This is a genomic window from Bradyrhizobium sp. USDA 4503, assembly GCF_054055815.1.
The window spans coordinates 5699758-5713965 of the sequence record NZ_JBSRXS010000001.1; the positions used below are offsets into that span (position 1 = coordinate 5699758).

14 protein-coding genes are annotated in these 14208 nt (G+C 66.3%); 8 read left to right on the plus strand and 6 right to left on the minus strand.

Translation table 11 applies throughout. From position 1 onward, the window contains the following. Positions 1 to 5: 5 nt before the first annotated feature. Positions 6 to 140 (minus strand): hypothetical protein, encoded by a 135-nt coding sequence (locus ACVMIH_RS27180; protein ID WP_283809232.1) that lies wholly within the window; start codon positions 138 to 140, stop codon positions 6 to 8. Positions 141 to 325: 185 nt separating this feature from the next. Between ACVMIH_RS27180 and ACVMIH_RS27185 the strand changes: the two genes are divergently transcribed. Further along, the gene (locus tag ACVMIH_RS27185; protein ID WP_057021359.1) at positions 326 to 841 is read left to right on the plus strand and encodes a L,D-transpeptidase; all 516 of its coding nucleotides are present in this window, start codon (positions 326 to 328) and stop codon (positions 839 to 841) included. Between the two features lie 79 nt (positions 842 to 920). On the opposite strand, the gene ACVMIH_RS27190 is transcribed toward ACVMIH_RS27185, so the two are convergent. Both ACVMIH_RS27190 and ACVMIH_RS27195 read right to left on the minus strand, forming a co-directional pair. Then, positions 921 to 1517 (minus strand): thermonuclease family protein, encoded by a 597-nt coding sequence (locus ACVMIH_RS27190; protein ID WP_210262897.1) that lies wholly within the window; start codon positions 1515 to 1517, stop codon positions 921 to 923. Positions 1518 to 1557: 40 nt separating this feature from the next. Beyond that, entirely contained in the window at positions 1558 to 1785 is a 228-nt protein-coding gene (locus ACVMIH_RS27195; RefSeq protein ID WP_057021331.1) for a DUF1674 domain-containing protein, read from the minus strand. A gap of 175 nt (positions 1786 to 1960) precedes the next feature. On the opposite strand from ACVMIH_RS27195, the gene ACVMIH_RS27200 reads away from it, so the two are divergent. From ACVMIH_RS27200 to purH, 3 genes are all read left to right on the plus strand, one after another. Then, positions 1961 to 3307: an RsmB/NOP family class I SAM-dependent RNA methyltransferase gene (locus ACVMIH_RS27200; RefSeq protein WP_057021332.1), complete on the plus strand. Its 1347-nt coding sequence runs from the start codon at positions 1961 to 1963 to the stop codon at positions 3305 to 3307. Between the two features lie 141 nt (positions 3308 to 3448). After that, positions 3449 to 5200, plus strand: a complete 1752-nt coding sequence (locus ACVMIH_RS27205; RefSeq protein ID WP_168858083.1) for a heparinase II/III domain-containing protein — start codon at positions 3449 to 3451, stop codon at positions 5198 to 5200. A gap of 232 nt (positions 5201 to 5432) precedes the next feature. Further along, entirely contained in the window at positions 5433 to 7025 is a 1593-nt protein-coding gene (gene purH / locus ACVMIH_RS27210; RefSeq protein WP_456864058.1) for a bifunctional phosphoribosylaminoimidazolecarboxamide formyltransferase/IMP cyclohydrolase, read from the plus strand. A 147-nt stretch (positions 7026 to 7172) separates the two neighbouring features. On the opposite strand, the gene ACVMIH_RS27215 is transcribed toward purH, so the two are convergent. Then, positions 7173 to 8552, minus strand: a complete 1380-nt coding sequence (locus ACVMIH_RS27215; RefSeq protein ID WP_057021335.1) for an MFS transporter — start codon at positions 8550 to 8552, stop codon at positions 7173 to 7175. A gap of 126 nt (positions 8553 to 8678) precedes the next feature. On the opposite strand from ACVMIH_RS27215, the gene ggt reads away from it, so the two are divergent. From ggt to ACVMIH_RS27230, 3 genes are all read left to right on the plus strand, one after another. Continuing rightward, complete coding sequence (gene ggt / locus ACVMIH_RS27220; RefSeq protein WP_456864061.1) at positions 8679 to 10424, plus strand: gamma-glutamyltransferase; 1746 nt, start codon at positions 8679 to 8681, stop codon at positions 10422 to 10424. A gap of 131 nt (positions 10425 to 10555) precedes the next feature. Next, the gene (locus tag ACVMIH_RS27225) at positions 10556 to 11854 is read left to right on the plus strand and encodes an MFS transporter (protein WP_076833613.1); all 1299 of its coding nucleotides are present in this window, start codon (positions 10556 to 10558) and stop codon (positions 11852 to 11854) included. A 111-nt stretch (positions 11855 to 11965) separates the two neighbouring features. Beyond that, positions 11966 to 12841 carry an SDR family oxidoreductase gene (locus ACVMIH_RS27230; protein WP_456864064.1) on the plus strand — a complete coding sequence of 292 codons (876 nt, stop codon included), beginning with the start codon at positions 11966 to 11968 and terminating at the stop codon, positions 12839 to 12841. A 1-nt stretch (position 12842) separates the two neighbouring features. On the opposite strand, the gene ACVMIH_RS27235 is transcribed toward ACVMIH_RS27230, so the two are convergent. Continuing rightward, positions 12843 to 13178: a GIY-YIG nuclease family protein gene (locus ACVMIH_RS27235; protein WP_057021339.1), complete on the minus strand. Its 336-nt coding sequence runs from the start codon at positions 13176 to 13178 to the stop codon at positions 12843 to 12845. A 102-nt stretch (positions 13179 to 13280) separates the two neighbouring features. Between ACVMIH_RS27235 and ACVMIH_RS27240 the strand changes: the two genes are divergently transcribed. After that, entirely contained in the window at positions 13281 to 13532 is a 252-nt protein-coding gene (locus ACVMIH_RS27240) for a hypothetical protein (RefSeq protein ID WP_456864067.1), read from the plus strand. An 8-nt stretch (positions 13533 to 13540) separates the two neighbouring features. On the opposite strand, the gene ACVMIH_RS27245 is transcribed toward ACVMIH_RS27240, so the two are convergent. Further along, positions 13541 to 14206, minus strand: a complete 666-nt coding sequence (locus ACVMIH_RS27245; protein ID WP_456864070.1) for a glutathione S-transferase family protein — start codon at positions 14204 to 14206, stop codon at positions 13541 to 13543. Between the last annotated feature and the right edge of the window lie 2 nt (positions 14207 to 14208).

Sequence of the window (14208 nt, forward strand, 5' to 3'; positions counted from 1 at the left end):
AAGGATCAGAAGACCAAAGAAGGGCCGCGCGCGATCACCGCCGCGGCCCTTCCCGTTTTCTGCAACGGGCGCTTCACGGGATTGTCATAGGCAAGGCGCGATTGAGGCGCGTTTGTGGCGAAGTGTTGTTTCCAGGTCATTTACTTTAATCCGAACTTTTCATTCTCTCCCGCCATCAAGACGTGTCTCGCGGCCGGTGTGAAACCACCCGGTTAACACACGCAGTTAATGTTGCGTGCGTGAGACCGGCAGGCCCGGTTTTTCAAGGGCTCTGCATCTTCGTTTTTGGCTTCCTTGCGGGAGCTGTTGGGAAGTGGAGAGGTTGATGTCGAGGAAGTTTGCGGTGGCGCTGGCTGCCACCCTTGGTGCGGTTGCTTTGATATCGCAGGCGGCCGAAGCCCGGCCGGAACTGGTGGGAATACACGCCGACAACTATGAGCCAGGCACCATCGTCGTGAAGACCAACGAACGGCGGCTCTACCTCATTCTCGATTCCGGCCACGCGATGCGTTATCCGGTCGGTGTCGGCAAGTCCGGCAAGCAGTGGGCCGGCACCACGAAGATCGACGGCAAATATCGCAACCCAGCCTGGTCGCCGCCCGCCGAGGTCAAGCGCGACAAGCCCAGCATCCCGAACGTGATCGCCGGCGGCTCGCCGCATAACCCGATGGGCGTCGCTGCGATGACGCTGGCCGGCGGTGAATATGCGATCCACGGCACCAACGTGCCGGGCTCGGTCGGCGGTTTCGTCTCCTACGGCTGCATCCGCATGCTCAACACCGACATCACCGACCTCTATTCGCGCGTCGAGATTGGCACGACGGTCGTCGTCACCCGCTGATCAGGCACAGCGCCTCGTCCAAAGCAAGGCCGCGCAGATGCGCGGCTTTTGTTTGCCCAGCCTGGTTTGACGCTGTCGCCTAGCGCGCGAAATATCCGCACCAGCCGAACCGGTGCCCGCCATTGTAGGCCCGCGCATGACCGGCCGCGAGCAGCGCGGCCGAGACGTTGTCGGTCTTCCTGGTCGCGACGTCGGCGACGACACGGCCCTGATATTTGTCGGGACCGACATTGTAGATCGCGACGTCGCCCTGGCCGAGCAGGTCACGCAGCGCCACCGTCGCCGCTTGCGCCATCTGCAGTTCGCGCGCACACGACGCCTTCAGCTCCGGCGCATCGATGCCGCGCAGCCGGACTCGCGTGTACAGATCCGGGCCCGGCGAGAAATGCACCCGCGCCTCGAACGTGTCGCCGTCGATCGTCCTGATCACATCAACGTTGTGCCTGATGTCGGGCGCGCCGGCCCGCTGCCAGATCACGTCGGTGTCGCGCGACCTGCCGAGCGACCAATGCGGCGGCAGATGCACCCATTGTCGGATCGGCAGCGTGCTGCCGACGGCAATGCCGAGCACGAACACCCATGGCAGCGCCGCCGAGACGCGGCGGCCCCAAGGTGATCTTCGGAAGGGCGGACGTCCCGTCCCACGATAAGCATTTATTCTTTCGTATGGGGACATTTTCCCAGACTGGCGCGAGTCGAGCCGTCAGGCAAGGCTCTCAGAAGTCCGAGGCGATGCCCTTGGTCTCCCAATCGCCGTAACGCGTCGGTTCCGGCCCCTTCGGACCCTGGAACTCCTTCGGCCGCGCCGCCGCGTTCTGCGCGGCCGCCTCCTCGGCAGCCCTGCGCCGCGCCGCGGCCTCGGCGAGCGCGCGTTGCGCGGCTGGCGTCAGCGGCTTGCGCGGCGCGGCCTCCAGCGGCGATGACAACGGCGATTTATCAGACATGGCAAAACTTTCTGCCTGCGGATTCCGTATCTCTGTACTGGCTCAGTGACGACATCACGATCACGAAATCCCGCAAGGCGATTCTTACATTTGGCATATTCGCATGCCAGAGGTGGTATGGAGTTGATGGGCATGAGCCGAATGTAACTCAGCACCTTCGAGATATCTCCGCTTCATGCCTCCTTCAAGATTTGCAGTACCTGCCGAAGTCCCCGGTCTCGCGGCTCGCCGCATCGCGGCCGACATCCTCGATGGCGTGCTGCACAAGCACCGCACGCTCGACGACCAGCTCGACGGCGCCGGCGCGCATCCCGGCCTGAAATCGCTCGCCGATCGCGACCGTGCGCTGATGCGCCGGCTGGTGTCGACCATCTTGCGCAAGCTCGGCACGCTCGGCCATCTGCTGTCGCGCCTGCTCGATCGCGGCATCCCGACCGATGCGCCGCGCGCGCAGAGCGCGCTCCTGATCGGCGCGGCACAGATTCTCTGGATGGACGTGCCCGACCATGCCGCGGTCGATCTCTCGGTGCGGCTGGTGCAGTCCGACCGGCGCGCCGCGAAATATGCCGGGCTCGTCAACGCCGTGCTGCGCCGCTGCGCGCGCGAGGGCCAGGGCCTGATCGACGAGATCAGCATGCAGACCCTGGACCTGCCGCCATGGATGCTGGCGCGCTGGAACGCGCATTACGGCGAAGCTACCGCGCGCGACATGGCGCTTGCGCTCGGCCACGAGCCGTCGCTCGATCTGACGGTGAAGTCGGACGCGGCGCAATGGGCGACCCGCCTGCACGGCGAGACGCTGCCGACGGGAACCGTGCGCACGCTGCTGCAGGGTTCCGTCACGATGCTGCCCGGCTTTGCCGAAGGACAGTGGTGGGTGCAGGACGCCGCCGCCGCGCTGCCGGTGCGGCTGTTCGGCGACATCAAGGACAAGGCGGTCGCGGATCTCTGCGCCGCGCCCGGCGGCAAGACCGCCCAGCTCGCGCTGGCCGGCGCGCACGTCACCGCGGTCGACCGCTCGCCGGCGCGCGTGGCGCGGCTGCGCGACAATCTCACGCGTCTGGCCTTGCAGGCCGAGACCGTCGTTGCCGACGCCGCCGAATGGCCCGCCGAGGCCGCAAGCTTCGACGGTATCCTGGTCGATGCGCCCTGCAGCTCGACGGGAACCATCCGCCGCCACCCCGACGTCGCCTGGCTGCGGCAGGAAGGCGACATCGCCGCGCTGTCGGCGCTGCAGAAGCGGCTGCTGCAAAAAGCCGCCAATCTGCTGAAGCCCGGCGGCACGCTGGTCTACTGTACCTGCTCGCTGGAGCCGGAGGAAGGCGAGCACGCGATCGCCGCGCTGCTGGCGAGCGAATCAGGCCTGCGCCGTGCGCCGGTCGAGACAAGCGAGGTCGCCGGCCTCGACGACATCATCACCGCCGACGGCGATCTGCGCACTTTGCCGAGCCATTTGCCCAATGCCGACCCGCGGCTCGGCGGGCTGGATGGATTTTACGCGGCCCGGCTGGTTAAATCCTGATTTTAAACTTCAGTCCTCTAAGCTCGAAGTGATTCGTGCGGTATCAAGAGGGTGCCTGGGCAAGTTTCTTGGCAGGTGTCTTGGCCGCGTTTCCGGACTAAATAAGGATTCGTTGAAAATTCCCTCCCCGCAAGGTTAGGCGTGTCGGTCGCTCAAAGCAGACGCATCTCGACGCTGATTGCTGGCCGCTTTGCCCGCAGCATGCTCGCACGCGCCAGCGGGAGCACGGTTGCGCTGTCGCGGCTCTGGCCCGGCCGCACCGACCGGCTGGTCATCGCCCCGCACGATCTGCGGACCGCCGACGCCACCCGCGCGGCCGAGATCTATGCCGGACGATTCGTCTTCGCCGGCAAGATCGTCACCTGCCACGGCCGCTCGATCTTCGATCTCGAGCCGCCGTCGGAGGATTGGGAAGCCGCCCTGCTCGGCTTCGGCTGGCTGCGCCATCTGCGCGCCGCCGACACCGCGCTGACCCGCGCCAACGCCCGTTCGCTGGTCGACGACTGGATCTCCAACCAGGCCCGCAAGCGGCCGCTGGAGCGCCGCGCCGATGTGCGCGCGCGGCGGGTGATCTCGCTGCTGTCGCAGGCTCCATTGGTGCTCGGCGACACCGACGGAAAATTCTACCGCAAATATCTGCGCGGGCTGGCGCGCGAGATCCGTTATCTGCGCCACGCGACGCTCGACAATGACGGCGTTCCGCGCCTGCAGGTGCTGATCGCGCTGTGCTACGCCTCGCTCTGTCTCGCCAACCAGGCGCGCAACATCAAATCGGCGACGCGCAAGCTGTCCGACGAATTGCAGCGCCAGATCCTGCCCGATGGCGGCCACATCTCGCGCAATCCCGGCGCGCTGGTCGAGCTGCTCAGCGATCTCCTGCCGCTGCGGCAGACCTTTGCCGCACGGAATATCGCGCCGCCGCCGGCGCTGCTCAACGCGATCGACCGCATGATGCCGATGCTGCGCTTCTTCCGGCACGGCGACGGCAGCTTCGCGCTGTTCAACGGCATGAGCACCGCGCCGTCCGATCTCGTCGCGACGCTGCTCGCCTATGACGACACCCGCGGCGTGCCGATGGCGAGCATGCCGCATACCGGCTTTCAGCGGCTTGATGCCGGCAACACCGCCTTGATCATCGATACCGGCCCGCCGCCGCCGGCCAGCGTCAGCCAGGACGCGCATGCCGGCTGCCTGTCGTTCGAGCTCTCCTCCGGGGTGAGCCGCATTGTCGTCAATTGCGGCATGCCAAGCACAGGCCGCGACAATTGGCGGCCGTTCGCGCGCTCCACCGCGGCGCATTCGACGCTGACCTATCGCGACGCCTCGTCATGCCAGTTCGTCGAGCTGTCGGCGATGAAGCGGCTGCTCCGCGGCGCGCCCATCACCAGCGGTCCGAGCAATGTCGAGAGCTACCGCGAAGCCGTTCCCGACGGCGACGTGCTCACCGCCTCGCATGACGGCTATCTCTCGCGCTTCGGCGTGATCCACCGCCGTGTGCTGATGGTCTCGCAGGACGGCACGCGGCTGGAGGGCGAAGATTCGCTGTCGCCGGCGCCGGGCGGCCGCATCAAGGGCAGCGAGGCCGATTTCGCGCTGCGCTTCCATTTGCATCCCTCGGTGAAGGCGAGCCGGCTGTCGGATGCCCGCGGCGTGATGCTGGTGCTGCCCAACCGCGACGTCTGGACCTTCGAGGCGATGGACGACAAGGTCGATCTCGAGGACAGCGTGTTCCTGGCCGGCAATGACGGCCCGCGCCGCACCTCCCAGATCGTGATCCGGCAGGACGCGAGGCAGGCCGGCACCATCCGCTGGAGCTTCGTGCGCTCCTCGACCTCGGCCTCCGCCACCACCGCACGCCGCAACGCCCGCCGCGAGCCGGAACTGCCGCTGTAGGACGGGTGAGTCCTCCGACCCGTCATCCTGAGGAGCCGCGAAGCGGCGTCTCGAAGGATGCACGGCCCCGCCGGTGGCCGTCGACCCTTCGAGATGCGCTGCGCGCTCCTCAGCGTGACGGGGAAAGAATACCGGACCACCCTCAATTTGCGGGGAATCAGGCGCATGTACCGGTTTCGTACGGCACAAAACCATGCTACCCGGCTGCCTTAACAGCCAGGGATTTTCCGATATGACCGAGCAGCTTCGCCGCGTGACCCGCGCTCTGTTGTCCGTCTCCGACAAGGCCGGACTGATCGATTTCGCCAAGGCGCTGGCCGACCATGGCGTCGAGCTGGTCTCGACCGGCGGCACCGCCAAGGCGATCGCGGCGGCCGGGCTGAAGGTCAAGGACGTCTCCGAGCTCACCGGTTTTCCGGAGATGATGGATGGCCGGGTCAAGACGCTGCACCCGAAGGTGCATGGCGGCCTGCTCGCGATCCGCGACAACAAGGAACACACCGCGGCGATGGCTTCGCACGGCATCGCGCCGATCGACCTCTTGGTCGTCAACCTCTATCCGTTCGAGGCCACCGTCGACAAAGGCGCCGGCTTCGAGGAGTGCATCGAGAACATCGACATCGGCGGTCCCGCGATGATCCGCGCCGCGGCCAAGAACCATGGCGACGTCGCCGTGGTGGTCGAGGCGAACGACTATTCCGCCGTGCTCGACGAGCTCGCCGCGCACAAGGGCGCAACCTCGCTTCAGTTGCGCCGCCGGCTCGCCGCCAAGGCCTATGCGCGCACGGCGGCCTATGACGCCGCGATCTCGAACTGGTTTGCCGTACAGCTCGACACCAAGGCGCCGGACTTCCGCGCCTTTGGCGGCAAGCTGATCCAGTCGCTGCGCTATGGCGAGAACCCGCACCAGACCGCGGCGTTCTATGCCACGCCGGAGAAGCGGCCGGGCGTCGCGACCGCGCGCCAGCTGCAGGGTAAGGAACTGTCCTACAACAACATCAACGACACCGACGCGGCCTATGAATGCGTCGGCGAGTTCGACCCGCAGCGCACCGCGGCCTGCGTCATCGTCAAGCACGCCAATCCCTGCGGCGTCGCCGAGGGCCCCGATCTCGCCACCGCCTATGCCCGCGCGCTCGCCTGCGACTCCACCTCGGCCTATGGCGGCATCATCGCGGTCAATCGCACGCTCGATGCGGATGCCGCGCGCGCCATCATCGGCATCTTCACCGAGGTGATCATCGCGCCCGACGCAACCGAGGAGGCGATCTCGATCATCGCCGGCCGGCGCAATCTGCGCCTGCTGCTCGCCGGCGGCCTGCCGAACGCGCGCGCGGTCGGCCTCACCGCCAAGACCGTCGCCGGCGGCCTCTTGGTGCAGAGCCGCGACAATGCCGTGGTCGAGGACATGAACCTGAAGGTCGCGACCAAGCGTGCGCCGACCGACGCCGAGCTGCGCGATCTCAAATTCGCGTTCCGCGTCGCCAAGCACGTCAAGTCGAACACCATCATCTACGCCAAGGACCTCGCGACCGTCGGCATCGGCGCCGGCCAGATGAGCCGGGTCGATTCCGCGCGCATCGCCGCGCGCAAGGCACTGGATGCGGCCGCCGAGCTGAAGCTCGCCGAGCCCCTGACCAAGGGTTCGGTGGTCGCCTCCGACGCCTTCTTCCCGTTCGCCGACGGCATGCTCGCCTGCATCGAGGCCGGCGCCACCGCGGTGATCCAGCCCGGCGGCTCGATGCGCGACGACGAGGTGATCAAGGCCGCCGACGAGCACGGCATCGCCATGGTGTTCACCGGCGTGCGGCATTTCCGGCACTAGAGCAACCTGTCGTCCCTGCGAAAGCAGGGACCCATAACCACAAGCGTGTCTTGTTGGAACGAGCTGAGGCTCCAGCGCCGCGCAACACGAGCAGCGGTGGTTATGGGTCCCGGCTCGCGCTTCGCTTGGCCGGGACGACAGTGTTTATTATTCCCGCACCTTCGCCAATAGCGCCAGTCCCGCGACGAAGAACGCCACCAGCACCGCCATGCCGGCCTTCTGGCTCGCGGTCGCCGCGGTGATCGCGCCGATCAGGAGCGGGCCGATGAACGACGTCACCTTGCCGGTAAGCGCGAACAAGCCAAAATACTGCGCGATGCGATCCTTCGGCGCGAGGCGGATCAGGAGCGAGCGCGAGGCGGCCTGCAGCGGCGCACCGGTGGCGCCGATCAGGCAGCCCAGCACGATGTAGGCGCGCTCGGCGGCGCCCGCGAACAACGGACCGCCAGGCACCGGCGGCACGACCTGGATGAACAGGACGGAATCCTTGTTCACGGTGAGGATCACGACGATCGCAAGCAGCAGGATCAGCAAGCTGGCGGTGATCACGCGCTTCGGTCCGAATGCATCATCGAGCTTGCCACCGATCCAGCCGCCGAACGTGCCGGCCACCGCGAGGATGATGCCGAAGGTACCGATCCGGATCGTGTCCCAGCCGAACGTGCCTGCGGCATAGATGCCGCCGAACGCAAACAGCGAGACCAGCCCGTCGGTGTAGATCATGTTCGCCAGCAGGAAGCGCGCCAGTGACTTCTGCTTCGGCAGGCTCGACAACGATTGCCTGAGCTCGCGCAGGCCTTCGCCGAGCGCCGCGCGCATCGGGCGCTTCGTCGGATAGTCCGGCGTGAACAGGAACATCGGCGTCACGAAGATGATGAACCACAACCCGGTCAGCGGACCGGTGATGCGGTCGCCTTCATGCATGGCGGGATCGAGACCGAACAGCGGCGTGAAGCCGAACAGCGTGCGGCCGGTCTCGGCATTGGCGGCAAGAAAGCCGAGCACGAGAACAAGACTCAGGATGCCCCCGACATAGCCGGTGGCCCAGCCGGTGCCCGACAGCCGCCCGATCCTGTCGGGCGGCACCAGGGTCGGCATCATCGCATTGTTGAACACGGTCGCGAACTCGACGCCGACGCTCGCAATCGCATAGGCGAGCAGCAGCGCCGGGATGATGTCGGGATTGCCGGGCTTGCCGATCCACATCGCGCTGGCGCCGATCACGAGCAGCGCGCCGAAGCCCGCGATCCACGGCTTGCGCCGGCCGCTGGCATCGGCGATCGCACCTAGCACCGGGGACAGCAGCGCGATCGCAAGTCCGGCCGCCGCGGTGGCAAAGCCCCACAGCGCCTGGCCGCTCGCGGCATCAGGCGCGACGAAGCTCGCGAAATAAGGCGCGAACACAAAGGTCGTGATCAGTGTGAAATATGGCTGCGCAGCCCAATCGAAGAAGATCCAGCTGATGACGGCGGCGCGGCCAGGATAAACCTTGGTGGTGGCCTTCGCGTCACCGGCGCCCGTCTGCATTGTTGCCGTCATCGCGAAAGATATTCCCCAACTCGAACCACAGGCAGGCTTTTGCCGCTCCAATCCGCTCCCATATAGCATGGGCCGGTTTGACTGATACGGCGATGAACTGGGCAGGACATTTCGATGGCGCTGACGGCAACGATGTCGCGACGGCTGTTTGCCGCTCTCCTGGTGATTGGTATCGCGACGCCTGCCCTCGGCCAGGTCCAGCGCCGCTTCTATGAACCTTCGGCCGCGGACACGATTCGCAGCATTCACGCCGAAAACGGCATGGTGGTGGCGCAGGAGAAGCTGGCTGCGCAAGTTGGCGCCGACATCCTGCGACAGGGCGGCAACGCGGTCGACGCCGCGGTCGCCACCGGCTTCGCGATGGCGGTGACCTATCCGCGCGCCGGCAATATCGGCGGCGGCGGTTTCATGGTGATCCATCTCGCCGGGCGCAATGAGGATGTCGCGATCGACTATCGCGAGACCGCGCCGCAGGCCGCTACCCGCGACATGTTCCTGAACGCCGACGGCAAGCCCGATTCCGACAAGTCGCGCAACTCCGCGCTCGCGATCGGCGTGCCCGGTACGGTCGCGGGTCTCGCGCTCGCACTGGAGAAATACGGCTCCGGCAAGTTCACGCTGGCGCAGAGCCTCAAGCCCGCGATCGATCTCGCGCGTGACGGATTCATCGTCACCGACGACACATCGGACACGCTGAACGACATGTATCGCCGCATGTCGCGCTGGCCGAATTCGGCCAAAACATTCTCGCACGCCGACGGCACGCCGCTGCGCGAGGGCGACCGCCTGATCCAGGGCGATCTCGCCGGCGTATTGACTGATATTGCCGAACAGGGCCCGCGCGGCTTCTACGAAGGTCCGGTTGCCGAGAAGCTTGTCAGCGGCATCAAGAATGCCGGCGGCATCTTTACGCTCGAGGATCTGAAATCCTACCAGCCGGTGATCCGCACGCCGATCCGCGGCAGCTATCGCGGCTACGACATCGTCTCGATGCCGCAGCCCTCCTCCGGCGGCGTCGTGCTGCTGGAGATCCTCAACATCCTCGAAGGCTTTCCGATGTCCGACATGAAGCAGGGCTCGGCCGCCTCGCTGCATGTGATGATCGAGGCGATGAAGCGGGCCTATGCCGATCGCGCGCGCTATCTCGGCGATCCCGCCTTCGTTGACGCGCCGACGCAATTGCTGATCGTCAAGGACTATGCCGCCAAACAGCGCGCCACCATCGATCTTGCCCGCGCCACGCCCTGGACCGATGTGCGCAACGCCAAGCAGCCTCACGAAGGCGACAACACCACGCATTACTCTGTCGTCGATGCCGGCGGCAACGCCGTCAGCAACACCTATACGCTGAACTTCCCGTACGGCGTCGGCCTCGTCGCCGACGGCACCGGCGTGCTGCTCAACAACGAGCTCGACGATTTCACCGCAGCGCCCGGCGCCTCCAATGCCTTCGGCCTGGTCGGCTTCGAGGCCAATCTGCCGGGACCCGGCAGGCGTCCGCTGTCGTCGATGTCGCCGACCATCGTGCTGAAGGACGGCAAGCCGGTGCTGGTGACGGGCTCGCCCGGCGGCAGCCGCATCATCTCCGCCGTGACGCAGATCATCGTCGACGTGATCGACTACAAGATGGACATCGCGGCCGCGGTCGCCGCACCCCGCATGCACCATCAATGGCTGCCCGACGAGGTCCGGATCGAGCGCGGCTTTCCCGACGGGGTGCTGACCGAGCTGAAGGCCAAGGGCCACAAGCTGGTCGAGCCGCTCGGCTACTCCTCCGCGAACTCGATCCTCGTCACGACCAACGGTCTGCTCGGCGCGCCGGATCCGCGCACGCGCGGCTCGGAGGCCGCGGGGTACTAAAGGATGATCCGCACCTAAGGCGTGCAAAACGCGGCTTTGCCCCGCCTGCAACATCGCGATAGATTGGCGGTCCGCGCACCTCCGGCCGCGGATCGCAAACAGCCGGTGAAAGATTTCTCCGGGGAACGCGCATGAGCACGGCCGAATCCAAGTCAATGGAAGTCGCAGAGATCGAGGACACCAGCCTCCTCGCCTTCTATCGCGACATGAACCTGCAGGAGCGGCGCACGTTCTGGGCCTGCGCGTCGGGCTGGACGCTCGACGGCATGGATTTCATGATCTATCCGCTGGTGATCGGCACCATCATCACGCTCTGGAAAGTTGACCCTGGCACCGCCGGCCTCGCGGGCACCGTGACATTGCTGGCCTCCGCCGTCGGCGGCTGGCTCGGCGGCTATCTGTCCGACCGCATCGGGCGGGTGAAGACGCTACAGCTCACCATCGTCTGGTTCTCGTTCTTTTCGCTGGTCTGCGCATTGGTGCAGAATTTCGATCAGCTCCTGATCGCCCGCGCGCTGCTCGGCCTCGGTTTCGGCGGCGAATGGGCGGCCGGCGCGGTGCTGATCGGCGAGGCGATCCGGCCGCAGTATCGCGGACGTGCGGTCGGCTCGGTGCAGTCGGGCTGGGCGGTCGGCTGGGGCCTCGCGGTGCTGGCGCAGGCGATCCTGTTCTCGGTGCTGCCGGCGGAGAACGCCTGGCGCTGGATGTTCGTGATCGGCGCACTGCCGGCGCTGCTCGTGTTCTACCTGCGCCGCTACGTCACCGAGCCGGAAATCTCCGCCGCGACCATGGCGCAGGCGCAGGCCTCTGGCAGCGGCCCCGCCGCGTTGTGGGAGATCTTCCACGGACCGATCCTGAAGACCACGCTGCTGGCCTCCCTGGTCGGCACCGGCATGCAGGGCGGCTATTACGCCATCACCTTCTGGGTACCGCGCTTCCTCACCACCGAGCGCAAGCTCTCGGTGGTCGGCTCGACCGGCTATCTCGCGACGCTGATCATCGGCTCCTTCATCGGCTATCTGGTCGGCGCCTGGCTCGCCGACCGGATCGGCCGGCGCAATCTGTTCCTGATCTTCTCGATCGGCGCGATCGCGGTGGTGCTGCTCTACACCCAGCTGCCGCTGTCCAACGAGGTGCTGTGGGTGCTGGGCTTCCCGCTCGGCTTCTTTGCCTCAGGCTATTTCTCCGGCATGGGCGCGTTCCTGACCGAACTGTATCCGACCCGGCTGCGTGGCTCCGGCCAGGGCTTCTGCTACAATTTCGGCCGCGGCATCGGCGCGCTGTTCCCGTTCCTGGTCGGCGCGCTGTCGACCACGACCACGCTCGCCAACGCGATCGCGATCTTCGCGGTGGCGGCCTACGGCGTGTTCTTCATTGCCGCCTACGCGCTGCCGGAAACCCGCGGCCGCGTGCTGCATGCGGATGGGTAGGCGGAAAGACAACCCTCACCCCAACCTCGAGAGCGAGCTTCGCTCGCCTCGGGCTCCCCCAAGGGGAGAGGGAGCCTGACAATGGTGCGTCCCTAACTGGAGGCCATTCTCATGACGTCGCTCAAAGGCAAGACGCTGTTCATCTCGGGCGCGAGCCGCGGCATCGGGCTGGCGATCGCGCTGCGCGCCGCGCGTGACGGCGCCAATGTCGCGATCGCGGCGAAGACCGCCGAGCCGCATCCGAAGCTGAAGGGCACGATCTACACCGCCGCCGACGAGGTCCGCGCCGCCGGCGGCAAGGCGCTGCCGGTGCTCTGCGACATCAGGGACGAGGCGCAGGTGATGGCGGCGATCGAGCAGACCGTCGCCGAGTTCGGCGGCATCGACGTCTGCGTCAACAATGCCAGCGCCATCAGCCTGACCAATTCGCAGGCGACCGACATGAAGCGGTTCGACCTGATGATGGGGATTAACACCCGCGGCACCTTCATGGTGTCGAAATACTGCATCCCGCACCTGAAGAAGGCGGAGAATCCGCACATCCTGATGCTGTCGCCGCCGCTCGACATGAAGACGAAATGGTTCGAGCACTCGACCGCCTACACGATGGCGAAGTTCGGCATGAGCATGTGCGTGCTCGGGCTCGCGGGCGAATTGAAATCGGCCGGCATTGCCGTCAACGCGCTGTGGCCGCGCACCACGATCGCGACCGCCGCGGTCGTCAATCTGCTCGGCGGCGACGCCATGATGCGCGCGAGCCGCACGCCCGAGATCATGGGCGATGCGGCCTACGCGATCATCACCCGGCCGTCGCGCGAATTCACCGGGCATTTCTGCATCGACGACAAGGTGCTCTATGCCAATGGCGTCCGCGACTTCGAGCGCTACCGCGTCGATCCCTCGGTGCCGCTGATGTCGGACTTCTTCGTGCCCGACGACGACGTGCCGCCGCCCGGCGTCACCGTGCAGCCGCTGCCGTCACACTAGGCTACACCGCGAACGCATTCAGCTCCGCGCGCCAATGCTGCACGCGCTCCTTCAGCAGCGTGTCGCGCACATAGGCGAGCTCCTCGTCCTCGATCCGCTCCAGCGTTTCGAGCGAGAGATTGTCCGCGCCATGCCCCGACCAGGCGCGCTGCAGCTCGGCGTTGCGATGACTGCCCATCCGCAGCGTGAACCAGATGCGGTTCTCGATCTTGTCGAGGTCGAGCGCCTGCCCGACCCAAACCTCACCGGTCGCGCGGCAACGGATCGCGAACACGCCGGCGACGCTCGCGCGCTTCTTGTAGTCGGCGATGGCTTGCTTGCGGTCCTCGGTCTTCATGGTGACTCCTGTCGTTCTGTCGGGCTATTTATATCCGGGTATTATTGACAAAGCAATTATGCCCGGGTAAAAAGTGCCATCAACCTTCGATGGGACACCGACATGGACACCGCCGCCTGCTATCTCGAGCCGACCTGGAACGCCGGGCGCGACTTTGCCCAGCGCGAGATCGCGGGCGAGCTGGTGATGCTCAATTTGTTGCGCTTCCGCGTGATCGCCGACTATTCGCAAAGCCCGGAGCTCGCCCCGCCGCAGCCGATCACGGGGGCGGAGGCCTACCTCGCCGGCATCGGACACCGCACCGCGGCGCTGGCGGATTCGCGGCTGCTGCCGCTGGTCGAGCTGCCGCGATGACCGCGAATTTACCGGCCGACCTGGTACGGCCCGCCCTTCTCCAGCGCCCGCGCATAGGCCGGGCGGGCGTGAATGCGCTCCAGGAACGCGACACAGTTGGGATGGCCGTCCTCGAGCCCGCCGCGCGCCGCGGCGGCCTCGAGCGGAAAGCTCATCTGGATGTCGGCGCCGGAAAACTCGCTGCCGGCGAACCATTCGCTCTTGCCGAGCTCGCCTTCCCAATAGGCCATGTGCTGCTTGAGCTGCGGATTGACCAGCGTGGACAGCGCCGTGTTGGACACCTTGCGCACCAAGGGCCGCAGCAGCGCCGGCGCGCGCTTCGGCATCAGCGTGAACAGGAGCTTCAGCAGCAGCGGCGTCATCGCCGAACCCTCGGCGTAGTGCAGCCAATAGGTGTAGCGCAGCCGCTCCGGCGTATCGGCCGGCGGGGTCAGGCGCCCGTTGCCGTAGGTCCCGATGATGTATTCGAGGATCGCGCCGGATTCCGCGATCGTGTGGCCGTTGTCGGTGACGACGGGCGACTTGCCGAGCGGATGGATCGCGCGCAGCTCCTTCGGCGCCCGCATGTCGGGCTGCCGCTGGTAGCGCACGATCTCGTAGGGCACACCCAATTCCTCGAGCAGCCACAGTACGCGCTGCGAGCGGGAATTGTTGAGGTGATGAACCGTCAGCATGG

Excerpts from the sequence above, each read along its gene's own strand:
- ACVMIH_RS27180 (WP_283809232.1), bottom strand. The coding sequence starts at position 140 with ATGACCTGGAAACAACACTTCGCCACAAACGCGCCTCAATCGCGCCTT.
- ACVMIH_RS27185 (WP_057021359.1), top strand. The coding sequence starts at position 326 with ATGTCGAGGAAGTTTGCGGTGGCGCTGGCTGCCACCCTTGGTGCGGTT.
- ACVMIH_RS27190 (WP_210262897.1), bottom strand. The coding sequence starts at position 1,517 with ATGTCCCCATACGAAAGAATAAATGCTTATCGTGGGACGGGACGTCCG.
- ACVMIH_RS27195 (WP_057021331.1), bottom strand. The coding sequence starts at position 1,785 with ATGTCTGATAAATCGCCGTTGTCATCGCCGCTGGAGGCCGCGCCGCGC.
- ACVMIH_RS27200 (WP_057021332.1), top strand. The coding sequence starts at position 1,961 with ATGCCTCCTTCAAGATTTGCAGTACCTGCCGAAGTCCCCGGTCTCGCG.
- purH (WP_456864058.1), top strand. The coding sequence starts at position 5,433 with ATGACCGAGCAGCTTCGCCGCGTGACCCGCGCTCTGTTGTCCGTCTCC.
- ACVMIH_RS27215 (WP_057021335.1), bottom strand. The coding sequence starts at position 8,552 with ATGCAGACGGGCGCCGGTGACGCGAAGGCCACCACCAAGGTTTATCCT.
- ggt (WP_456864061.1), top strand. The coding sequence starts at position 8,679 with ATGGCGCTGACGGCAACGATGTCGCGACGGCTGTTTGCCGCTCTCCTG.
- ACVMIH_RS27225 (WP_076833613.1), top strand. The coding sequence starts at position 10,556 with ATGAGCACGGCCGAATCCAAGTCAATGGAAGTCGCAGAGATCGAGGAC.
- ACVMIH_RS27230 (WP_456864064.1), top strand. The coding sequence starts at position 11,966 with ATGACGTCGCTCAAAGGCAAGACGCTGTTCATCTCGGGCGCGAGCCGC.
- ACVMIH_RS27235 (WP_057021339.1), bottom strand. The coding sequence starts at position 13,178 with ATGAAGACCGAGGACCGCAAGCAAGCCATCGCCGACTACAAGAAGCGC.
- ACVMIH_RS27240 (WP_456864067.1), top strand. The coding sequence starts at position 13,281 with ATGGACACCGCCGCCTGCTATCTCGAGCCGACCTGGAACGCCGGGCGC.
- ACVMIH_RS27245 (WP_456864070.1), bottom strand. The coding sequence starts at position 14,206 with ATGCTGACGGTTCATCACCTCAACAATTCCCGCTCGCAGCGCGTACTG.